The sequence below is a fragment of the Caulobacter sp. Root343 genome (assembly GCF_001425745.1).
Taxonomy (GTDB): domain Bacteria; phylum Pseudomonadota; class Alphaproteobacteria; order Caulobacterales; family Caulobacteraceae; genus Caulobacter.
This window is the reverse complement of record NZ_LMDF01000006.1, coordinates 567,903-589,589: the sequence shown is the minus strand read 5'-3', so window position 1 is coordinate 589,589 and position 21,687 is coordinate 567,903. Positions and strand designations below refer to the sequence as shown.

At 69.2% G+C, this 21,687-nt stretch carries 20 protein-coding genes and 1 riboswitch; of the genes, 13 read left to right on the top strand and 7 right to left on the bottom strand.

What is annotated here, in order from left to right:
• Window positions 1-3 precede the first annotated feature (3 nt).
• The 4 genes from ASC70_RS10265 to ASC70_RS10250 all read left to right on the top strand — a co-directional run bounded on the left by ASC70_RS10265 (window position 4) and on the right by ASC70_RS10250 (window position 2,432).
• The gene (locus ASC70_RS10265) at window positions 4-648 is read left to right on the top strand and encodes a DUF2491 family protein (protein ID WP_056049668.1); all 645 of its coding nucleotides are present in this window, start codon (window positions 4-6) and stop codon (window positions 646-648) included.
• Window positions 649-663: 15 nt separating this feature from the next.
• On the top strand, window positions 664-1,077 hold the full coding sequence (locus ASC70_RS10260) for a DUF350 domain-containing protein (RefSeq protein WP_056049664.1): 414 nt from the start codon (window positions 664-666) through the stop codon (window positions 1,075-1,077).
• A gap of 11 nt (window positions 1,078-1,088) precedes the next feature.
• Window positions 1,089-1,802: a DUF1190 domain-containing protein gene (locus ASC70_RS10255; protein ID WP_082539607.1), complete on the top strand. Its 714-nt coding sequence runs from the start codon at window positions 1,089-1,091 to the stop codon at window positions 1,800-1,802.
• A 144-nt stretch (window positions 1,803-1,946) separates the two neighbouring features.
• On the top strand, window positions 1,947-2,432 hold the full coding sequence (locus tag ASC70_RS10250) for a hypothetical protein (RefSeq protein ID WP_082539643.1): 486 nt from the start codon (window positions 1,947-1,949) through the stop codon (window positions 2,430-2,432).
• Between the two features lie 116 nt (window positions 2,433-2,548).
• On the opposite strand, the gene ASC70_RS10245 is transcribed toward ASC70_RS10250, so the two are convergent.
• From ASC70_RS10245 to ASC70_RS10225, 5 genes are all read right to left on the bottom strand, one after another.
• A complete protein-coding gene (locus ASC70_RS10245) occupies window positions 2,549-3,040 on the bottom strand; it encodes a low molecular weight protein-tyrosine-phosphatase (protein WP_056050584.1) in 492 nt (163 codons plus the stop codon).
• Entirely contained in the window at window positions 3,025-6,636 is a 3,612-nt protein-coding gene (locus ASC70_RS10240) for a hydantoinase B/oxoprolinase family protein (protein WP_056049660.1), read from the bottom strand. Before ASC70_RS10240 ends, ASC70_RS10245 begins: the two co-directional genes overlap by 16 nt.
• 162 nt (window positions 6,637-6,798) lie before the next feature.
• A complete protein-coding gene (locus ASC70_RS10235) occupies window positions 6,799-7,374 on the bottom strand; it encodes a TMEM165/GDT1 family protein (RefSeq protein WP_056049658.1) in 576 nt (191 codons plus the stop codon).
• A 10-nt stretch (window positions 7,375-7,384) separates the two neighbouring features.
• A riboswitch (yybP-ykoY riboswitch) is annotated at window positions 7,385-7,570 on the bottom strand.
• A 38-nt stretch (window positions 7,571-7,608) separates the two neighbouring features.
• Window positions 7,609-8,349: a DUF2793 domain-containing protein gene (locus tag ASC70_RS10230; protein ID WP_056049655.1), complete on the bottom strand. Its 741-nt coding sequence runs from the start codon at window positions 8,347-8,349 to the stop codon at window positions 7,609-7,611.
• 94 nt (window positions 8,350-8,443) lie between these two features.
• Window positions 8,444-9,451: a nitronate monooxygenase family protein gene (locus tag ASC70_RS10225; RefSeq protein ID WP_056049653.1), complete on the bottom strand. Its 1,008-nt coding sequence runs from the start codon at window positions 9,449-9,451 to the stop codon at window positions 8,444-8,446.
• Between the two features lie 234 nt (window positions 9,452-9,685).
• On the opposite strand from ASC70_RS10225, the gene ASC70_RS10220 reads away from it, so the two are divergent.
• Together ASC70_RS10220 and scpA are read left to right on the top strand one after the other, a co-directional pair.
• A complete protein-coding gene (locus ASC70_RS10220; protein WP_056050582.1) occupies window positions 9,686-11,077 on the top strand; it encodes a methylmalonyl-CoA mutase subunit beta in 1,392 nt (463 codons plus the stop codon).
• Window positions 11,078-11,080: 3 nt separating this feature from the next.
• Window positions 11,081-13,234, top strand: coding sequence for a methylmalonyl-CoA mutase (gene scpA / locus ASC70_RS10215; protein ID WP_056049651.1), 2,154 nt, complete (start codon window positions 11,081-11,083; stop codon window positions 13,232-13,234).
• Window positions 13,235-13,243: 9 nt separating this feature from the next.
• On the opposite strand, the gene ASC70_RS10210 is transcribed toward scpA, so the two are convergent.
• Window positions 13,244-13,705 carry a DUF4112 domain-containing protein gene (locus tag ASC70_RS10210; RefSeq protein ID WP_056049649.1) on the bottom strand — a complete coding sequence of 154 codons (462 nt, stop codon included), beginning with the start codon at window positions 13,703-13,705 and terminating at the stop codon, window positions 13,244-13,246.
• A gap of 37 nt (window positions 13,706-13,742) precedes the next feature.
• On the bottom strand, window positions 13,743-14,207 hold the full coding sequence (locus ASC70_RS10205) for a DUF4112 domain-containing protein (RefSeq protein ID WP_082009301.1): 465 nt from the start codon (window positions 14,205-14,207) through the stop codon (window positions 13,743-13,745).
• 180 nt (window positions 14,208-14,387) lie between these two features.
• On the opposite strand from ASC70_RS10205, the gene ASC70_RS10200 reads away from it, so the two are divergent.
• The 7 genes from ASC70_RS10200 to ASC70_RS10170 all read left to right on the top strand — a co-directional run bounded on the left by ASC70_RS10200 (window position 14,388) and on the right by ASC70_RS10170 (window position 21,663).
• Window positions 14,388-14,705 carry a YbjQ family protein gene (locus ASC70_RS10200; RefSeq protein ID WP_047409555.1) on the top strand — a complete coding sequence of 106 codons (318 nt, stop codon included), beginning with the start codon at window positions 14,388-14,390 and terminating at the stop codon, window positions 14,703-14,705.
• Between the two features lie 350 nt (window positions 14,706-15,055).
• Window positions 15,056-17,131 carry an MASE1 domain-containing protein gene (locus tag ASC70_RS10195; RefSeq protein ID WP_056049646.1) on the top strand — a complete coding sequence of 692 codons (2,076 nt, stop codon included), beginning with the start codon at window positions 15,056-15,058 and terminating at the stop codon, window positions 17,129-17,131.
• Between the two features lie 223 nt (window positions 17,132-17,354).
• Window positions 17,355-18,365, top strand: coding sequence for an ABC transporter substrate-binding protein (locus ASC70_RS10190; protein WP_056049644.1), 1,011 nt, complete (start codon window positions 17,355-17,357; stop codon window positions 18,363-18,365).
• Window positions 18,362-19,111 (top strand): ABC transporter ATP-binding protein, encoded by a 750-nt coding sequence (locus tag ASC70_RS10185; RefSeq protein ID WP_056049642.1) that lies wholly within the window; start codon window positions 18,362-18,364, stop codon window positions 19,109-19,111. Before ASC70_RS10190 ends, ASC70_RS10185 begins: the two co-directional genes overlap by 4 nt.
• Window positions 19,108-19,866: an ABC transporter permease gene (locus ASC70_RS10180; protein ID WP_056049639.1), complete on the top strand. Its 759-nt coding sequence runs from the start codon at window positions 19,108-19,110 to the stop codon at window positions 19,864-19,866. Before ASC70_RS10185 ends, ASC70_RS10180 begins: the two co-directional genes overlap by 4 nt.
• Window positions 19,867-19,926: 60 nt before the next feature.
• Complete coding sequence (locus tag ASC70_RS10175; RefSeq protein WP_056049636.1) at window positions 19,927-20,574, top strand: hypothetical protein; 648 nt, start codon at window positions 19,927-19,929, stop codon at window positions 20,572-20,574.
• Window positions 20,575-21,663: a DUF2336 domain-containing protein gene (locus tag ASC70_RS10170; protein ID WP_056049635.1), complete on the top strand. Its 1,089-nt coding sequence runs from the start codon at window positions 20,575-20,577 to the stop codon at window positions 21,661-21,663. It begins immediately after the preceding gene.
• Window positions 21,664-21,687 lie beyond the last annotated feature (24 nt).

Sequence of the window (21,687 nt, the reverse complement as noted above, 5' to 3'; positions counted from 1 at the left end):
GCGATGTTCGGCAAGCTTTTCGGCGGCAAGGACAGAGAGCCTCAAGCCGCGCTGCCCGTGGTCCGCAACGTCACGGTGGGTCGTACGGTCATCCTTGATCCGCTGACGTGGCGACGCTTCGGGGCCGAGACCCGCTTCGCCCTCGACCGCGACACCCTGGAGATCACCGCCCAGGGCGTGATCGGGTTGAACGAAGGGGCTTTCGTCCATCGGTTCTACACCGACGACGAGATCATGTTCCAAGCGGTCTCGGACGACGCCGCCGGCGAAATGGCCAACGACTTCACAATCTTCCTGCCGTGGGCCAGCGAATATCCGAACAGCGGCGATGGCAGCCGTTTCGACTGGGCGCAACGCCTCCGTCAGCGCACCTTCCAGCCGCCCGAATTGCCGGAGTATCGCCGCTTCTGGTTCGGCGACGACGCGGCCGAGGCGGATCCGGTGACGTTCTGGGAAGACGTCTATTACGACCGCGCGGCCACGACGCCCGACAAGCGGCTCTTCCAAACCACCATGCTGTTCAGCCGCGACCTGCCAGGCGACGGCCGCGAACTCATGTTGGCGTTGACGCTCGAGCCGGAAGGCGGCGAGGTGACGCACGAGATGATGATCGGCCTGCCGCTGTCGGCGGGCGAGTTCAAGGCTTAAGGGGGCCACACCAAGATGTTCGACCTTATCGCTTTCAAGGATGGCGCGCTCGCCTTCCTGCTGGCCTTCGTGGCGGCGGGCCTCTTCACGATCGCCTTCAAATATATCTACCAGTGGATCACGCCCTATAACGAGAAGGCCTTGATCCGCGGCGGCAACGTCGCCGCCGCCATCGCCTTGGCCGGCGCCCTGATCGGCTACGTCCTGCCGCTGGCTTCCGCGCTGAGCCATACCGTCAGCCTGCCGGAATTCGCCGCCTGGGCGACCCTGGCCGGCGTCATCCAGATCGTCACCTTCTCCATCGTGCGCATGATCGCCCTGCCCGACGTCAAGACGCGCATCGAGAATGGCGAGACCTCGATCGGCATCTATCTGGCGGGCGTCTCGATCGCGGTCGGCCTGCTGAACGCCGCCTGCATGACCGCCTAAGGACGTCCAGGATGACCACGCGCAAACGCTCCGCCTCGCTGCAACTGACCACCATGTTGGCCGGCGCGGCCACGCTGGGCCTGACCGGCTGCGAGGATCACAACTCGCAAGCCAGCTTCGACCCCAATCGCGGCGAACAGATTCAGGCCTACAACTATAAAACGCTCGCCGAGTGCCTGAAAGCCGACGAGGTCCCGGACGACCAGTGCCGTACGTCGTATGCCGCGGCCCAAAAGGACGATGCGGAATCCGCGCCGCGCTACGACGAACGCTCCACCTGCGAGGACGTCTACGGACCCGGCAACTGCGTACCGCGCAGCTATAACAACGGCTCGAGCGGGAGCTTCTTCACGCCGCTGCTCGCCGGCTTCGTGATTGGCCGGATGCTCGATGGCGGCGGCTATCGCGGCACCAGTCTCTACCGCCGCAGCGACGACTACGGCGGCGGGTACTACTCCGCCTGGGGCGGTCGCCTCGACCGGGACTACAGCACCGGCCGGACGGTGATCACGCGCGAGAGCATTGATCCGCCCGCCGCGATCCGCCAAACGCCGCCCAAGGTCCAGACCCGCACTTCGGTTGTTTCGCGTGGCGGGTTCGGCGGTGATCGAAGCTATGCCCGAAGCAGCTACGGCAACAGCTCCAGCTACGCCACGGGCCGCAGTTCCTCCAGTGGTCGCAGCTACGCCAGCAGCGGCGGCTATCGCGGCGGCTTCGGCGGCTAGGACCGGCCCGACACTTTTGCGATTGACTCTCAACTAGACATCCCATCTAGTTGAGAAGTGTTCGCAAGAACGCGTCGGGCCGCTCACCGAGATCGGTTCGCCATGGCGGGTGTCGGCCCCCTGTCTGGCGAGGAGATTTACGGCGTGCGGTCCGACCCTTTCTCCGAAACTCACCTGAACCATTGCGGCCCCGTGGGCCTGGCTGACGGCGAGCGCCTCCTGCTCTGGATGCTGCGCCAGTGGGTCACCGCCCGGGTGCTGGGCGAGGAGCCCGGCGCGCGCCTGTCGAAGAAGGCCGGCGCCCTGGTTTCATCCCGGGTGGCCACCGCCTTCATCCTGATGATGACCGCGATCGAGGGTCAGGTGCGGCGGCCGCTCTGCGTCTCCGCGCCCTGCTGCGGCGGCTATGCCGACGACGAGCAGCGCCTGATCACCGCCTGCGGCGTCTGCCCCGCCTCGCCCGAGATCGCCGGCCGCCTGCTCGAAGGCATGGTCGTCACGCCCGAGGCGGTGACGGTGATGGCGCGCTTTCTGAACACGGCGCTGGCCAACGACGGCAAGGCCCTGCCGATGCGCTTCGATGCGCCGGAGGTCGTGGCGGCGCCGGTGCGGAGGCCGACGTTGCACTGAGAAATCCCTGTCATCCCGGACAAACGCGGAGCGCGCCGATCCGGGACCGCAAGAAGCTCGGCGCTTGTGGCGGTCCCGGCTCTCCGCTGCGCTGCGGCCGGGATGACATAACTCTTTTATCGCCACCCCTCATCCGCCAACCGCCGCGCCAGCACCTGGGCCGCCATCACCACATCACGCCAGGTCACGTCGAAGCCGGTGTCGTCGCCGTAGTAGGGATCGGCCACCGCCCTGCCCTCGTGGCCGGGAACCAGGTCCAGCAGCAGCCCGACCTCGGCCGTCGCGTCGCGCGGGGCGATGGCCCGCAGGCCTTCCAGGTTGTCGTGATCCAGGGCGTAGATGTGGGTGAAGGTCCGGAAGTCGTCCTTCGTCACCTTGCGAGCCCGCTGGCCGCCGATGTCGACGCCGTTGCGGCGGGCCACACCGACCGAGCGCGGGTCCGGCGGATCGCCCGCGTGCCAGCCGCCCGTGCCGGCGGAGTCGACGACGACGTCCAGCCCCAGGCGCTCGGCTTCCGCCCGGAACGCACCCTCGGCCAGGGGCGAGCGACAGATGTTGCCCAGACAGACGAACAGCACACTGGCCCTGGCCATCACGCCCTTCCCCAGCCGCCGCCGCCGGGCGTCTCGATGACGATCGTGTCGCCCGCGTCGACCTCGACGAGGTCGGTGGCCGCCATCGTCCGCACGCCGCCATCCGCTCGCTCGATCCACGCCTTGCCGACCGCGCCGGGCTCGCCGCCCTCCAACCCGAACGGCGGCACGCGGCGGCGGTTGGAGAGCAAGGTGGCGGTCATCGGCTCGCGGAAGCCGATCTTGCGCACGACACCGTCGCCGCCGCGATAACCGCCCGCCCCGCCCGAGCCGCGCCGGATCGAGAACGCCTCGACCAGCACCGGATAACGGGTTTCCAGCACCTCGGGGTCGGTCAGGCGGCTGTTGGTCATGTGGGTCTGGACCGCGTCGGTCCCGGCGAAGCCCGGCCCCGCGCCGGAGCCGCCGCAGATGGTCTCGTAGTATTGCCGACGGTCATCGCCGAACGTGAAGTTGTTCATCGTCCCTTGCGCCGCCGCCATCACGCCCAACGCGCCATAGAGGGCGTCGACCACCACCTGGCTGGTCTCGACATTGCCCGCCACCACCGCCGCCGGATAGCGCGGCCGCAGCATCGAACCCTCCGGAATGACCAGCTCTACCGGCCGCAGGCAGCCGTCGTTCATCGGGATCTCGTCGTCGACCAGAGTGCGGAACACGTAGAGCGCCGCCGCCCGGCAGATCGAGGCCGGGGCGTTGAAGTTGGTCGGGACCTGGTCGCTTGTTCCGGTGAAATCGACGCGCGCCGTGCGAGCCTGCTGATCGACCGTGATGGCGACCTTCACCACCGAACCGTCGTCCAGCTCGTAGGCGAACGCGCCGCTCTCCAAGGTGGCCAGCACGCGGCGCACGGCCTCCTCGGCATTGTCCTGCACGTGGGCCATATAGGCCTCGACGACCTCCTGGCCGAACTCGGCGACCAGGCCGGTCAGAGCCTCGGCGCCGCGCGCGCAGGCGGCGATCTGGGCCTTCAGGTCACCGATGTTCTGGTCGGGATTGCGCGCCGGCCACCGGCCCGAGGCCAGCAGCGCGCGGGTCTCGGCCTCCCTGAACCGGCCGCCCTCGACCAGCAGGAAGTTCTCGATCAGGACGCCCTCTTCCTCGACCGTCCGGCTGGTCGGCGGCATCGAGCCGGGGGTGATCCCGCCGATGTCGCCCTGATGGCCCCGCGCGGCGACGTAGAACAGCAGCGCCCCCGCCGCGTCGAACACCGGCATGACCACCGTCACGTCCGGCAGGTGGGTGCCGCCGTTGTAGGGGGCGTTCAGCATGTAGACGTCACCCGACCTCATGCCCCGGCCGTCGCCCTCGCGGGCGTCGCGGATGGCCCGCACGCTGTCGCCCATCGAGCCCAGGTGCACCGGCATGTGCGGAGCATTGGCGATCAGGTTTCCGTCGCGATCGAACAGGGCGCAGGAGAAGTCCAGCCGCTCCTTGATATTGACCGAATAGGCGGTGTTCTGCAGCGCGAAGCCCATCTCCTCGGCGACCGCCATGAACAGGTTGTTGAACACCTCCAGCATGACCGGATCGGCCTCGGTTCCGATCGCCTTGCGGGCCGGCAGGGCGACGATCCGGTCGAGGATCAGGTTCAGGCGAGGATCGACCGTGGCGCGCCAGCCAGGCTCGACGATGGTCGTGCCGGTCGCCTCGCGGATGATGGCGGGGCCCGGGATCGCGGCGCCGAAGGCCAGGGCCTCGCGGTCGAACACCGGTGTGGCGTGGACCTCGCCGGCCATGCGGACGTCGACCGTGGCGAGCGGCTCGGCGGTTTGATCTGCTCCAACGGATTTTAGGTCCGGCGCGCTTCCCGCGTCCGAGTGGCCGATCGCTTCCACCGACAAGGTCTCGACGACCAGCGGCGTGGTCGGCGAGGCGAAACCGAAACGCCGCTGGTGCAGATTCTCGAACGCCGCGCGGACGCCGGCCGCATCCGCCAGCGGGACGACCAGCGGCGTGTCGGTCCCGGCGTACTTCACGCGCAAGGTCGCCACGGTCTCGACCGACGCGACGGGCACGGCCTGGGTGCGCAGGGCGGCTTCGGCTTCGATCGCCAGTACGGCGGCCCGTTCGGCAAGATCGGATGCCTCATCCAGCGGCCGCTCGACCGTCTGCTCGCGGATCAAGCGCAGGTCGGCCAAGCCCATGCCGTAGGCGCTGAGCACCCCGGCGAACGGGTGGATCATCACCTGCGTCATGCCTAGGGCGTCGGCGACCAGACAAGCGTGCTGGCCGCCCGCCCCGCCGAAACAGGCCAGCACATAGCGGGTGACGTCATAGCCGCGCTGGATCGAGATCTGCCGCACGGCCTTGGCCATGTTCTCGACGGCGATGGTGACGAAGCCTTCGGCGACCTCCTGCGAGGTCATGGCCTTGCCGGTCGCTTTGGCGATTTCGGCCGCCACGGCGTCGAAGCCGCGCGCCACGGCCTCGGCGTCCAGCGGCCGGTCGCCATTCGGCCCGAACACCTTGGGGAAGAACTCCGGCCGCAGCTTGCCCAGCATGACGTTGCAGTCCGTCACCGTCAGCGGTCCGCCCCGGCGATAGGCCGCCGGGCCGGGGACCGCGCCGGCCGAGGCCGGGCCCACGCGCAGCCGCGCCCCGTCGAACGAACAGATCGAGCCCCCGCCGGCCGCCACGGTGTGGATGTTCATCATCGGCGCGCGCATCCGCACCCCGGCCACCACCGTCTCGAAGGCGCGTTCGTACTGGCCCGCGAAGTGGCAGACGTCGGTCGAGGTGCCGCCCATGTCGAAGCCGATCACCCGCGTGAAGCCGGCCTCCTCCGCCGTCCGCGCCATGCCGACCACGCCGCCGGCCGGGCCGGACAGAATGGCGTCCTTGCCCCGGAAGGCCCGCGCGTCGGTCAGACCGCCGTTCGACTGCATGAAGAGGAGCCGCGTGTCCTCGCCCCCATCCTTCGCTTGAAGCGCGTCGCTGACCTGATCCACATAGCGCCGCAGGATCGGCGACAGGTAGGCGTCGACCACCGTGGTGTCGCCCCGCCCGACCAGCTTCATCAGCGGGCTGACCTCGTGGCTGACCGAGACCTGGGTGAAGCCGATCTCGCGCGCGATGCGAGCCACCCGCGCCTCGTGGTCGGTGAAGCGAAAGCCATGCAACAGTACGATGGCGACGGCCCGGAAGCCTTCGTCGAACGCAGCCCGCAGCCCCGCCCGCGCCACATCCTCGTCCAGCGGCCGCAGCACCTGGCCCTCGACGCTGATCCGCTCGTCGATCTCGACAACCCGGTCGTAGAGGGCCTCGGGCTTGACGATGTGGCGCTCGAACAACTTGGGCCGCGCCTGATAGCCGATGCGCAGGGCGTCGGCGTGGCCCGCCGTGATCGCCAGCACCATCGGCTCGCCCTTGCGTTCGAGCAGGGCGTTGGTGGCCACCGTGGTACCCATCTTCACCGCGTCGATGCTCGCGCCCTCGGGCAGCAGGGCCCGGACGCCCGCGACGGCGGCGTCGGCGTAGCGCTCGGGGTTCTCCGACAGCAGCTTGTGGGTGACCAGCGATCCGTCCGGACGCCGCGCGACGATATCGGTGAAGGTGCCGCCCCGGTCGATCCAGAACTCCCAGCCGCGCGCGGTCGGATCATGGGTCATGGGGGGCGGGACTCCTTGGCTCGCCACCTCATAGCGCGTCCACAACCATTGTCATCCCGGGCGTAGCGCAGCGCAGACCCGGGACCGCAACAGGCTCAGCGCTTCCGGCGGTCCCGGATCGGCGCGCTAGCGCGCTTGTCCGGGATGACAGCCGTTGGAGCTCTAGCCGAACACCCCCACTAGCTCCGCCACCTGCCACAGCCCCAAAGCCAGGAAGATCACCGCCGCCCCAATACGCACGTACTTCAGCGGCACGACCTTGGTCGCCGCCTCGCCCAGATACACCGCCGGGACGTTGGCCAGCATCATGCCCAGGGTGGTGCCGGCGGCGACCCAGGCGATCGAGTGGAACTTGGCCCCCAGGGCGACGGTGGCGATCTGGGTCTTGTCGCCCATCTCGACCAGGAAGAAGGCGATGGCGGTGGTCAGGAACACGCCGTAGCGGCCCGCGCCGCCGGCGTCCTCGTCGTCGGCCTTGTCGGGGATCAGGGCCCAGGCCGCCATGGCCACGAACGAGACGGCGATCGCCCACTTGAATGCGACGCCGCTCAGCAGGTCGGCGACCCAATAGCCGGCCGTGGCCGCCAGGGCGTGGTTGGCCAAGGTGGCGACCAGGATGCCCAGGATGATCGGGATCGGCTTCTTGAACCGGGTGGCCAGGATGATGGCCAGCAGCTGGGTCTTGTCGCCGATCTCGGCGATGGCCACGACCAGGGTCGAGACGAGCAGGGATTCCATGGAGCTCTAAAAACCTTCCGGGCCGGGCATGCCAATAGCGTCGACACCCCACCCGGCCCGGATGGAGATCGGCGCCATTGGTCTCGCCAAGGAAGCTGCAAGTCCGCTTCCCTTCCCCGCGCCATGATCCCGAAGGATCAAGTATGTTGACGGCGGGGCCCGCTGATAGGCGCGGGCGGCTACTCCCCAAAGGTGGGGCGGCGTGTAGCGGCTCGAGCCCGCGCCGTCAACGCGTCAGGCCACGGCCGCCGGCGCGTCGAAACGCAGCAGGTGGATCGCCACCCGCACCTTGCCGGCCACGAAATTCCCGCCGACGGCCGTCAGCAGCACCGGCGTGTCGGCGTAGTAGGCCGTCGGCCCGACCACCCCGACATTGCTGGAATTCTTGGCCACGCCCAGCGAACCGCCGAACTTGCTGGCGTCACCCGAGACGCCGCAATTGTACGAGGTCGCGCCGGTCACCGCGAGCGTCGTGCGGGTCGAGACCGCCAGCACGATGGCGCGGTTCGGGATGAGGATCGTCGTCGCCGTCGCGGCGCCCGTCACGGTCACCTCCTGCTCCACGATCTCCAGCCGGGTGTTGGCCAGGCCCGGCGACGCGGCGGCGGTTGTCGCGCGGAACGTCGCCGACAGCGGCGTCCAGGCCGCGCCGTCGAAAGCGACCACCTGGTTCTCGTCCTTGACCCAGGCCAGCACGCCCTCGGCGGGGAGCAAGGCTTCCCAAGCGCCGGCCTCGAAGCGCATCAGGGTTCCGGCGGCCTGACCGGTCCACGCCGCGCCCGTCGAGCCGGCCGGCAGGATCCAGACCCCCCCGGCGACGGGACTGGCGGGCTGGGCCGAGACCGAACGGCTCTCGACCGCCAACTGTACCAAGCCGTCCAGCCGGGCGAGGCTCTCGTTGATGGGAATGTGCTTCTGGGCCTGGGCGGCGACCACATAGGGCAGGCCGAGGCGGGGCGTGACGTCGTCGAACATTGAGGGGCTCCTGGAGCGGATTGAGATCGCTCCAAGCATCACCTCGCCGCGAAAGCCGGGGACGGAGGTCGCTCCATCCCCGTGCCTTACCCGCCTATTCGGCGGCGAAAGCCAAATGATTTCCGGACGTAAGCGCCGTCTTGGCCGCCAGTTCGGCCTTGGCTTGCTCGTACTCCGCCGAGAACTTGGCGATGAGTTCGCCGGCGGTCAGCACGTTTTCGATGGCGCCGATGCCCTGGCCGCAGCCCCAGATGTCGCGCCAGGCCTTGGCCTCCTGGTTGCCGCCCGAACCGAAGTTCATGGCCGACGGATCGCTGACCGGCAGGTTCGCCGGATCCAGGCCCGCCTTGACCACCGAGGGGCGCAGATAGTTGCCGTGCACCCCGGTGAACAGGTTCGAGTAGAGGATGTCGTCGGCCTTGCTGTCGACGATCATCTGCTTGTAGCCCTCGACGGCGTTGGCCTCCTGGGTCGCGATGAAGGCCGAGCCGACATAGGCCAGGTCCGCGCCCATGGCCTGGGCGGCCAGGATCGAGCGGCCCGAGGCGATCGAGCCCGACAGCGCCACCGGCCCGTCGAACCACTGGCGGATCTCCTGGATCAGGGCGAACGGCGACAGGGTGCCGGCATGGCCGCCGGCGCCGGCCGCGACCGGGATCAGGCCGTCGGCGCCCTTCTCGATGGCTTTGCGGGCGAAGCGGTCGGTGATCACGTCATGCAGAGTGATCCCACCGTACGAGTGGATCGCCTGGTTCAGGTCCTCGCGGGCGCCCAGCGAGGTGATGACCACCGGGACCTTGTATTTGACGCACATCGCGATGTCGTCTTCGAGGCGGTTGTTGGTCTTGTGGACGATCTGATTGACCGCGAACGGGGCCGAGGGCGCTTCCGGATGGGCGCGGTCATGGGCGGCCAGCTCCTCGGTGATCCGGGCCAGCCACTCGTCCAGCTGCGACAGCGGCCGGGCGTTCAGCGACGGGAACGCGCCGACGATCCCCGCCTTGCACTGGGCGATCACCAGGTCGGGATTGCTGATGATGAACAGCGGCGAGGCGATGACCGGCAGGCGCAGGCGGTCACGCAGGATTGGCGGCAAGGCCATGGAAGAGCTCCCCTTTGGAGATCGGCTTGCGGCGCCGACATATATGATCGCCGTTCAGATTAAACGATCGTTTAGCTCGGGCGCAAGGCTTGACGGCCCCAAGGGCAGGAGCGCATCACGGTTCAAAAGACAAAAAATGCTGCACCGCAGGAGAGAGACGCTTTGACCGTGGCGACCACGCCCCTGGCCGAGGAATTTGGCGCCCAAGGCGACGCGGCGACCCGCGCCCGCTGGATGGCCCTGGTCGAGAAGACCCTGAAGGGCCAGAGCTTTGATGAGGCCCTGACCGTCACCACGCCCGACGGCCTGACGATCCAGCCGCTGTACACCGCCGAGGATGGCGTCGCCGTCGCTCGCGACCTGCGCGCCCGCGATCCCGAGCGTCCGTGGGACCTGCGGGTTCGCGCCGCTCACCCCGATCCTGTTCGCGTAGCCAAGGATGTCGTGACCGACCTGGAAGGCGGCGCGGCCTCGGTGCTGCTGCAGCTGGACCCGACCGGCGCGAACGGCGTCGCGGTCGGTTCGGCGGAAAATCTTTCCACGGCGCTGTCGGGCGTCATGCTCGACCTGGCTCCCGTCGCGCTGGACGCCGGTTTCCTGGGCCCGAAGGCCGCCGATTGGCTCGGCGCCCTGGCCAAGGCCGCGCCCAATGCGCCGCTGGCCTTCCACATGGACCCGCTGACCGCCTTCGCCCAGGCCGGCGTCAGCCCTGGCCCGATCGAGAGCCACGTGTTCAACGCCGCCACGGTCGGCTCGCGCTTGGCGCAGACCTACGTCAAGGCCAGCCTGTTCCTGGCCACCGGCCGCGCGGCCCACGAGGCCGGCGGCTCGAACACCGAGGAGCTGGCGGTGATGACCGCCAGCGCCCTAGCCTACGCCAAGGCGCTGGTCCGCTCGGGCCTCTCGATGGACGAGGCCTTCGGCCGCATCGTCCTGGGCGTCAGCCTGGACGGCGAATACTTCACCGGCGTCGCCAAGCTCCGCGCCGCCAAGGCGATGTGGGCGCGGCTGACGGAGGCCTGCGGGGTCTCGGTCGCGCCGAGGATCGAAGCCCGCTCCTCGCGCCGGATGCTGGCCAAGGCCGACGCCTGGACCAACCTGCTGCGCCTGACCTCGGCGGGCTTCGCCGGGGCGATCGGCGGGGCCGACGCGATCCTGCTGGACGCCTTCACCGACGCCATCGGCCTGCCCACCACCTTCGCCCGGCGTCAGGCCCGCAACACCCAGCTGGTCCTGATGGAGGAGAGCCATCTGGGCCGCGTCGCCGATCCGGCTGGCGGGGCCTGGTACCTGGACAACCTGACCGACCAGCTGGCCCGCGCCGCCTGGGGCGGTTTTCAGGCCATCGAAGGCGCTGGCGGGATGATCAAGACGCTGGAGAGCGGCCTGGTCGCCGACGCCGTCGCCGCAACCCGCTCCGCCCAGGAGGCCGCCTTCGCCGACAAGCGCCGCAAGATCCTGGGCGTTACGGCCTTCCCCAATGCCGACGACAAGCCGCCGGAGGTCGAGACGCCCGACGCCTCAGCCTTCGCCGTCGACAGCCCCGACGTCCGCCTGCCCGGCCCCGACAGCCGCTGCCCGGCCTTGACGCCGGTGCGCTTCGCCGCCGCGTTCGAGGGAGCCTGAGCCTTGAGCAAGTTCCCCGACTTCACCACGATCGACTTCGCTGAAGTCCCCTCCTCGCCGGCCCCGGACGGCGCGGCCTGGAATACGCCCGAGGGCATCGTCGTATCGCCGGCCTTCGACGCCGAGGCTGTAGAGGGCCTGGACTTCACCGGCGGCTATCCCGGCGTCGCGCCGTTCGTGCGCGGCCCCTATCCGACCATGTACGTGACCAATCCGTGGACGGTGCGGCAGTACGCGGGATTCTCGACCGCCGAGGACAGCAACGCCTTCTACCGACGCAATCTGGCCGCCGGCCAGATGGGCCTGTCCGTCGCCTTCGACCTGGCCACCCACCGCGGCTACGACAGCGACCATGAGCGGGTGAAGGGCGACGTCGGCATGGCCGGCGTGGCCATCGACTCGATCCTGGACATGCGGACGCTCTTCAGCGGCATCCCGCTCGACAAGATGAGCGTCTCGATGACCATGAACGGCGCGGTGCTGCCGATCCTGGCGCTCTACATCGTCGCGGCCGAGGAACAGGGCGTCTCGCCCGACAAGCTGTCGGGGACGATCCAGAACGACATCCTCAAAGAGTTCATGGTGCGGAACACCTATATCTATCCGCCCGCGCCCTCGATGCGGATCATCTCTGACATCTTCGCCTTCACCTCGGCGAACATGCCCAAGTTCAACTCGATCTCGATCAGCGGCTATCACATGCAGGAGGCAGGGGCGACGGCCGACCTGGAGCTGGCCTATACCCTGGCCGACGGCGTCGAATACGCCCGCGCCGGCGTCGCGGCGGGCATGAGCATCGACCAGTTCGCCCCGCGCCTGTCGTTCTTCTGGGCGATCGGCATGAACTATTTCATGGAGGTGGCCAAGCTCCGCGCCGCGCGCCTGCTCTGGGCCCGCCTGATGAAGCGCGAGTTCGATCCCAAGGACGACCGCTCGCTGTCCTTGCGCACTCACAGCCAGACCTCGGGCTGGTCGCTGGCGGCGCAGGATGTGTTCAACAATGTCCCGCGCACCTGTGTCGAGGCCATGGCCGCCGTGAACGGCCAGACCCAGAGCTTGCACACCAACGCCCTGGACGAAGCCCTGGCCCTGCCGACCGACTTCTCGGCCCGCATCGCCCGCAACACCCAGCTGTTCCTGCAGATGGAGAGCGGCACGACCCGGGTCGCCGACCCTTGGGGCGGCAGCTACTATGTCGAGCGGCTGACCTACGAGCTGGCCCGCAAGGCGCTGGATCACATCGAGGAGGTCGAGGCCGCCGGCGGCATGGCCAAGGCCATCGAGCAGGGCATCCCGAAACTTCGCATCGAGGAAGCCGCCGCCAAGACCCAGGCCCGCATCGACGCCAATCGCCAGAGCGTGGTCGGCGTCAATCGCTACAAGCCCGAGGTCGCCGACGACATCCCGATGCTGAAGGTCGACAATGGTTCGGTCCGCGCTCAGCAACTGGAGAAGCTGGCCCGCCTGAAGGCCGAGCGCGATCCGGCCGCCACCGAGGCCGCCTTGAAGGCGCTGGAGGATGGCGCTCGGAGGACCGGCAACCTGCTGGCCCTGGCCGTCGACGCCGCTCGCGCCAAGGCCACCGTCGGCGAGATCAGCTTCGCGCTGGAGAAGGTGTTCGGCCGCCATCAGGCCGTCATCAAGTCGATCGAAGGGGTCTATGGCCGGGAAGCCGGCGCCGATCCCAAGACCGCCCGCGTCCGCGCCATGGTCGCCGCCTTCCGCGAGGCCCACGGCGGCGCGCCGCGCATCATGGTCGCCAAGATGGGCCAGGACGGTCACGACCGCGGCCAGAAGGTGATCTCCAGCGCCTTCGCCGACCTCGGTTTCCAGGTGGAGATCGGCCCCCTGTTCCAGACACCCGCCGAAGCCGCCGACGAGGCCATCAAGGCCGGGGTGCACGTGGTCGGGGCCTCGTCCCTGGCGGCGGGTCACTTGACCCTGGTGCCCGAGCTGAAGGCCGAATTGGCCAGGCGCGATCGGTCCGACATCGTGGTGGTGGTCGGCGGCGTGATCCCGCCCCAGGACTTCCAGGCGCTGCTGGACGCCGGCGCCGCCAGCATCTTCCCGCCGGGCACGGTCATCGCCGAAGCCGCCATCGAGGTGCTGGACAAACTGAACGCCCAGTTGGGCTACAGCCAAGGAACGGCGGCCTAGAGCCTGTCGCTAGCCGCTCTTCTTCCGGAACAGCCCGCGCTTCTTCCGCGACCGTTCCAAGGCCACCTCCTCGGGCAAGCCGTGGCGGGACTCGATGTCCTTCTGCAGCGCCTTGGCCGCCATCAGGTGGCCGGGGAACAGGGTGTCGACGGCCCAGCCCAGGACCGGCACGGTGTCGGAGAGGTTGTCGGCCGCCAGATAGGCCGCCATCCGCGCCAGGGTGGCCACCGAGGCGCCGCCCTGGAAGGCGTGGACCATCAGGAGCGCGCCCGCGCCCAGGCCGTAGGCCAGGCCCACGCCCGGCACCCAGGCCAGCACGCCGTCCAGGCCGATGCCGAAGGGGCCGACGCCGATCAGTCGGTCCGACAGGCGCTTGACCGTCTCGGCCGACCGCCAGGCGCGATGGGCCTTGGCGCGGCGACCCTCGTGATGGTCGGAATAGGCCGAGGTGGCGGAGATGTCGTCGGTCATGCTGATCTGAACGCTCCGCCTCTTGTGTCGATCCGACCTAGCCCAGGAACACGACCCGGCGCTTTTCCTTGCCCGACTGGATCCGGGCCAGCAGCTCGCGATATTCCTGAGTGGCCTGCACGTCCTTGCGCGAGCCCTCGAAATAGATGGTGTCGTCCATGTGCTTGGTCAGCATGTCGGCCGACCACTTGTGGCCGGTGAACAGCACGTCGATCGCCTTGCCCGCCACCGGGATCGAGCCGGCCACGGTGTCGATCAGGATGATGGCGCAGATCTGGATGACGATCATCGGCGCGGCGCGAGCTCGTACGGCGTCCAGCACGATCAGGCCGCCGGCGCCCAAGCTGTAGAGCTCGCCCGCGCCGGGGATCCAGGTCAGCAGGCCGTCCAGGCCGATGCCCAGCGGACCAACGCCGACCACGTTGTCGGAGAGCTTCTTCACCCGCTCGACATTGTTGCGGATGTTGTGCAGCTCGATGTGCGACTTCGCGAAGATCACCAGGCGGCTCCGGACGGTAAACGCGGGCAATCTGCCCCAAGCGTGGCCGTGCAGGAAGGGCCATAGCCCCAGATTCCCCCGTCGCGCGAACCCCGGGGCCGAAAGCGTCGCTTTTCGGGGGAGCCCCTCGCGAATGGCGACGTTTGCGCCTAGGTTAACCGCACTGCGGCCCAGGATTCCCGGATGCTGATCACGACTACGCCGTTCATCGAAGGCCACCCGGTCCAGGAGTACAAGGGCGCGATCTATGCCCAGTCGATCCTGGGCGCGAACGTCGTGCTGGACCTGCTGGCGGCGATCCGTGACTTCGTCGGCGGCCATTCCAAGTCGTACGAGCGCGTCCTGGCCCGCGCCCGCGAGGACGCCCTGAAAGCGCTCGTCAAGGAAGCCGAGAAGGTCGGCGCCAACGCCATCCTGGCGGTCGACCTCGACTACAACACCGTCGGCCCCAACGCCCAGATGATGATGGTGTCGGTTTCGGGGACGGCCGTCGTCCTCTAATCCGGAGTGGCCAACCTGGCGCGGCCGCAACCCTGGATCGCTACGGCCCGAAGCGCTAGCGCCCTCTTGAATTGTGCACGGGGCCATGCATTGTCAGCCGGGCCAGAACGCAAGCACGTTGGAAATACAATCGCTTAGGAGTCGGATCGTGTCGGAGGCGTCCTGCGGCGAAACGACACATCGGGCGATAGCCGGGCAACTGGCGCGCGGGCGAGCGTATTCATGGAGGCGTCGTCGTCCACGGCAGAGAGCCGTGCGCGGCGCCGCAATTGGCGTGGCTCCCGAGCGCTCGGCCGTCCGACGCCTGACCGCCGCGCCAAAGAGCGGGCCGAACGGGGGACAGAACGAGCATGCCGCACAGGCCGGCCAAGCAGGAACAGAGACGGCAGACCGCCTTGCTGCTGGGCCTGTCCGCCGCCGTCGTCGTCAGCCTGGCGTTCAGCGAATATCTGACGCGCAGCGTCTTGGGCGTGGCCGCCTTCTGGCCGGCCAACGCGCTGCTGGCGGCAGGCCTGATCACGCTGGGCGGCTCGCGCCGCGTCTCGTTGATGATCGTCTTCGTCGTCTTCCACCTGGTCATCGACCTGCTGGTCGGCGACAGCCCCCCGCGGGCGCTCCTGTACACGGCGATCGACGCCGGGGAGGCCATGGCCGTCTGGGGGATCTGCCTTCGCTTCTGGCGCGGCGCGCCGCGTATCCGCACTCTGCGATCGCTGGCCCTGCTGCCCGCCGTCACCACACCGGTCGCGGCGGCCAGCGCGCTGCTCTGCGCGGCGATCCTGGCGGGAGGGTTCTCCGGGCCGTTCCTGCAGGCGCTGACCGACTGGTTCCTGCGCTGCGCCCTCGGGCTCGCCGTGGCCTTGCCCGCGACCCTGGTGTTGATCGACGCCGAACACCGCCGCTCGTTCTATCGGCCGTGGCCCGAGCAGTTGCTGCTGTTGTTCGCCGTCGCCGCCGTCACCCTGCTGTGCGCCCACCCGGCCTCGGGCGCCCCGCCGTTCCTGATCTTCCCGATCGCCCTGGCCACCGCCTACCGCCTGGGCGCGCGCGGCGCGGCGATGGCCTCGCTGATCGTGGCCTTGATCACCCTGCCGATCGCCATGTCCGGCGCCTCGCCCCGGTTCAACGCCATTCTGGGCCCGGTCGCCCAGGCCCGGACCATCCAGGTGTTCATGGCGGTGCTGTTCTATACCAGCCTGGCCGCGGGCCTGGCCCTGGCCCAGCAGGATCGCCTCAAGCGCCTGCTGCTGCGCCGTGAGCTGCTGACCCGCGCCGCCCGCAGCCGCGCACTCGCCGCGACCGAGGCCAAGACCGAGTTCCTGGCCACCATGAGCCATGAGATCCGCACGCCGCTGAACAGCGTGCTGGGCTTCGCCCAGCTGCTGGCGACGCGCCAGGATCTGCCGCCCGACGTCCGCCGACAGATCAATCTGATCGACAGCGCCGGGGCGGCCCTGCTCACCGTGGTCAACGACATTCTGGACTTCTCGCGGGTCGAGGCCGGCCAGATCGAGCTGCTGCCCCAGCCGACCTCGGCCGCCGCCCTGCTGCGCGACACCGTGGCGATCATGGCGCCCGAGGCCCGCGCCAAGGGTCTCGCCCTGGACCTGACGATCATCGACCCGGTCGAGGCCCTGCACGACCTCGACGCCGACCGCCTGCGCCAGGTGCTGATCAACCTGCTGAACAACGCCGTGAAGTTCACCGACGAGGGCCGTATCGACGCGCGCCTGATCGTCGAGCCCGGCGACCTGGAAGACCGCCTGCGCTTCGAAGTGATCGACACCGGCGTCGGCATCGACCTGGACAAGCAGGCCCTGCTGTTCCAGCGCTTTTCCCAGGCCGACAGTTCGATGAGCCGCCTGCACGGCGGCGCGGGCCTGGGCTTGGCGATCTGCCGGGCCCTGGTCGAGGTGATGGACGGCAAGATCGGCGTCGACAGCGTCGCCGGGCGGGGCTCCTGCTTCTGGATCGAATTGTCGGCCCCGACCGTCGAACCGATCGCCGCGCCCGAGCGCCCGAAGATCCCCAGGCCCGGCGCGGCCAAGATCCTGATCGTCGACGACCACCCGATCAATCTGGAGATCGGCGCGGCCCTGCTGACCCTGGTCGGCTGCGAGGTCGACCTGGCCGAAAACGGCAAGGAGGCCGTCGAGCGCGCCACGAACGGCCACTACGACATCATCCTGATGGACATCCACATGCCGCAGATGGACGGGCTGCAGGCGACCCGCGCGATCAAGGCCCTGCGCGCGCCAGCCGGCGATGTTCCGATCATCGCCATGAGCGCCGACGCCCTGCCCCGCCAGGTCGAGCGCTGCTACGCCGCCGGCATGGTCGACCACATCGCCAAGCCCATCCAGCGCGAGGTGCTCTACGCCAAGGTCGAGCGCTGGCTGCAACACAAGGTGACGCCCGAGGTTTAGGGGTTCAGAGAGCCCGACCTTCCCGGCGAAGGCCCGGACCCAGATCCCATGGCGCTTTTGGCTGACGGGATCAACGCCGCGCCTTTGGAACCTACCCCGGCATTCCTCCATCTGGGCCCCGGCTTTCGCCGGGGAGATCGGAGTCATGGATTCCGCCCGCTTCCCGCTTGGAACTCAGCTCTCCGCCCCCTAACTTGGCCTCAAATCGAGGGAGCCCAAATCCATGCGTCGCCGCGTCTTTGTCACCATGGGGGCCGCCCTGGGCCTGACGGCCCTGATCGCCGCCTGTTCGCCCGCACCGACCAAGGACGCGGCCCCCGCCGGCGAGACCAAGCTGAAACTGGCTACCGACTGGCGGGCCGAGGCGGAGCTGGGCGGCTATTACCAGGCCCTGGCGACCGGCGAGTACAAGAAGCGCGGCCTGGACGTGACCCTGATCCAGGGCGGCCCGGCCGTGAACGTGCCTCAGCTCTTGGCCACCGGCGCGGTCGACGTCGGCGTCGGCTCCAACAGCTTCATCGTCATGAACCTGGCCAAGGAGAACGCCCCGGTAAAGGCCGTCGCGGCGTTCATGCAGAAGGACCCGCAGGTCCTGATCGCCCACCCCGGCCAGGGCATCAACGGCATCGCCGACATGAAGGGCCGGCCGATCCTGCTGTCGGACGCGTCGATCACGGCCTTCTGGGTCTGGCTAAAGGCCAAGTACCAGTTCAGCGACGACCAGGTGCGCAAGTACAACTATTCCAGCGCCCCGTTCCTGGCCGACAAGCGCGTGATCCAGCAGGGCTACGCCACCAGCGAGCCGTACCTCATCGAGAAGGAAGGCAAGATCAAGCCGGCCGTGTTCCTGCTGGCCGACAGCGGCTATCCGGCCTACGCCTCGATGGCCCTGGTCCCCGACAGCCTGATCGCCAAGAACCCGGCGGCCGTGCAGGCCTTCGTCGAGGCCACGGCGGCGGGCTGGAAGTCCTACCTCTACGGCGATCCCAAGCCGGGCGATGCGGCGATCCTGAAGGACAATCCGGAAATGACCCAGGACGTCCTGGACCAGGCCCGCGAGAAGATGCGGTCCTACGGCATCGTCAGCGCCGAGTCCGACAAGACCGACATTGGCCTGATGACCGACGCCCGCTGGGCCGAGTTCTTCAAGGTGGCGTCCGAGCAGGGCGTCTACCCCAAGGACATGGATTACAAGAAGGCCTACACGCTGCAGTTCCTGCCCAAGGGCCAATGACAGCCACGATCGCCAGCCTCGCCGGGGTCGAGGTCGACTATGCCCGCGGTCGCGCGCTAGGCCCGGTCGACTTGAGCCTGGCGCCCGGCGAGATCGTCGCCCTGGTCGGGCCGTCGGGCTGCGGCAAGTCCACGGCCTTGCGCCTGTTGGCCGGTCTCGAGGTCCCGACGCGTGGACAGGTGACCCGCGCGGCCGGCCGGGGCGAGACCTCGGTGGTCTTCCAGTCCCCGACACTGGCCCCTTGGTTGTCGGCGCGCGACAACGTCGCCTTGCCGCTGGAGCTGGCCGGCGCCGCGAAAGCCGAAGCCCGTGCGGCCGCCGACGAAGCCCTCGGCAAGGTCGGCCTCGGCGGAGCTTTGGCCGCCCGCCCGGCCCAGCTGTCCGGCGGCATGGCCATGCGCGCATCGCTGGCTCGCGCCCTGGTCACCCGGCCGCGCCTGTTGCTGCTGGACGAACCGTTCGCCGCCCTGGACGAGATCACCCGCCGCGCCCTGGCCGACGACGTCCTGGCTCTGGCCGCCGAACTGGCGCCGGCCGTCGTGTTCGTGACCCACAATGTCGAGGAGGCCGTCTACATGGCTCGCCGCGTCGTGGTCATGACTCCGGGCCCTGGCCGGATCGCCGGCGAGGTCGCGATCGACGGTCCCGTCGTCCGTCCGCCGGGCTTTCGCACCACCGAGGCCTTCCGCGCCTCCGCCGAGGCGGTCTCGGCCCTGCTGGCGCGGGCGACGGAGCGCGCCGCGTGAAACGCGTCCTGGCGCCCCTGATCCTGATCGCCGTCCTGCTGGGCGGTTGGGAAGTCACCTGCCGGATCCTGGCGGTCCCGTCCTATCTGCTGCCCACGCCCAGCGCGATCTGGTCGGCATTCCTGCAGTCCTGGCCGCTGCTGCTGGCCTCGGCCTGGGCCACCCTGTCGACGGCTCTGCTGGCCCTGATCATCGCCAGCCTTGCAGCTTGCGCTCTCGCCCTGGCGGTCAGTCTGAGCGGCGTGCTGGAGGACGCGGTCCGACCGATCGCGGTGACCCTGCAGGTCACGCCCCTGGTCGCCATCGCCCCGCTGGTCACCATCTGGGCCGGTATCGATCATCCCGAGCGCGCGGTGGTCGGCCTGGCCGCGGTCGTCGCCTTCTTCCCGATCTTCTCGGGCGCGCTGACCGGCCTGAAGGCGGTGGACCCCGACTTGGCGCGCCTGTTCGACCTCTATGGCGCCAGCCCGGTGCATCGCCTCGTCCGCCTGCGTCTGCCGTCGGCCGTTCCCGCCCTGCTGGAAGGGCACAAGGTCGCCGCTGGCCTGGCCGTGATCGGCGCCGTGGTGGCCGAGTTCGTGGCCGGCTCGGGCGGCGCCCAAGGCCTGGCCTGGCGGATCCTCGAAGCCTACAACCGCCTGCAGACGGCCAAGGTGTTCGCCGCCTTGCTGACCTTGGCGGTGCTGGGCGTGGTGCTGCACACCGCGATGGAGCAGCTGGAACGTCGACTTCTGGACTCTTGGCGCGGACGTTAGGCCAAGATTAAGCCGCTGAGGCTACGACAGGAGACCTAAGACTCCGTCCGGATCGGCCCCATGCGCTGCATCGCCCTCATCGCCGCCCTGGCCTGCGCGACCTCCGCGTACGCGGACGGCTCGCGCGAGAGCCGTTACGGCCCGGCGCCGGATCGCGCGCCTGTCGCCGTGAACGGCCGAGCTCCCGGCTATACCGGCCAAGCCTATTCCGGCCGCGCCCTGGGCTGGAGCGGCAAGCGCGAGATCGTCGCCCCCACCGCCGAGGCCGCGTCGCAGGCTCAACCCTGGTGGGCTCGCGGCGCATCGCAGGCCGGGCCGCAACCCCAGCCGCAACAGCCGGTCCGCGCGACCTACCAGCCTCAGGTCCCCGCCTACGCGCCGCCAGCCCGCGACCTGCCGCGAAGCATCTACGACGCCCCGGCCGCCGCGCCTTCAAACACCATGCCGGTCCCGGTGGCCTATGCCGCGCCCGTCCAGGCCCCGCAGCAGCCGTTCGCGCTGCCGGCCGGTCAGGTCGGAGCTCGCACCTATTCCGTCGGCCGTCAGTTCGGCATGATCCCCGACGCCATTCCCGCCGCCGGTCCGCCGCGCATGGTCCTGATCGCCCCGCCGGCCTCCGCGCCCGAGGACGAGGACAAGCCGCGCGATGACGGCGAATGGCCTGCCCAAGGCTCGTCGGGCAAGACCAAGAAGGACAGCGACCGGTAGATGCAGTCGCGCCTCAACGACCTGATCGCCCTGGCCAACGAGCCCTCCAGCGCCAAGCGCCGGGAACTGCTGCGCGGCGTCACCGACCTGCTGTTCGCGGCCGACGGCGGCAACGCGGTCGAGATGGCGCTGTTCGACCAGGTGCTGAGCCAGCTGGCCGGCGACATGGAAGAAGCCGTCCAGATCGAACTGGCTACCCGCCTGGGTGAAACCCCGGTCGCGCCACGCGGCCTGTCCAGCACCCTGGCGTCGAGCTCGATCGTGGTGGCCGAGCCGATCCTGCGCGGCTCGAACGCCCTCACCGACGAGGACCTGCTGCACGTCGCCCGCACCAAGGGCCAGGACCACCTGCGGGCCATCTCGCAGCGTCCCAGCGTCTCCAGCGTGGTGTCGGACGCCATCGTGGCGCGCGGCGACGACGACACCCTGGGCGTCCTGCTCCGCAACGAGGGCGCGGTGCTGTCGCGCCAGGCGCACGAGACCGTCGTCGACCGCGCCGCCGCCAACCCCGCTCTGCACGAGGCGGTCATCGACCGTCAGAGCCTGCCGGTCGACCTGCTGAACGAAATGTATTTCGTGGTTGAGGCCCGCCTGCGCGACCGGATCATGGAGCGCAACGCCGGCGTCGATCCCGCGACGCTGGAAGCCGCCCTCGCCGCCGGCCGCAAGCGCGTCGCCACCCAGGACGGCGCCCTGCCGCCCGATCACGCCGAGGCGGAAGCCGAGCTCCAGGCCCTGCGCGCCAAGGGCCCGATCTCGCCGCAGATGCTGGCCAACATGCTGCGCGGCAAGAAGACGACGCTGTTCCTGGTGGCCCTGGCCGACATGGCCGAGGTCGACTTCCACACCGCCCGCAAGATCCTGGAGCGTCGCGAAATGGACGCCCTGGCGGTGATCTGCAAGGCGGCCGACTTCGACCGTTCGCTGTTCCTGACCTTCGCCCTGCTGATCCTTGACCCGTCGGATGACGTCATGGTCAAGGCCCGGGCCTATGGCGAGCTCTACGCCGCCCTGCCGCGCGAGTCGGCCCTGCGCACGATCCGCTTCTGGCGCCTGCGCCGCCAGACCGGCGACGTGGCCGCGGCCTGAGCCCGCATTAAGGCCAAAACCGGC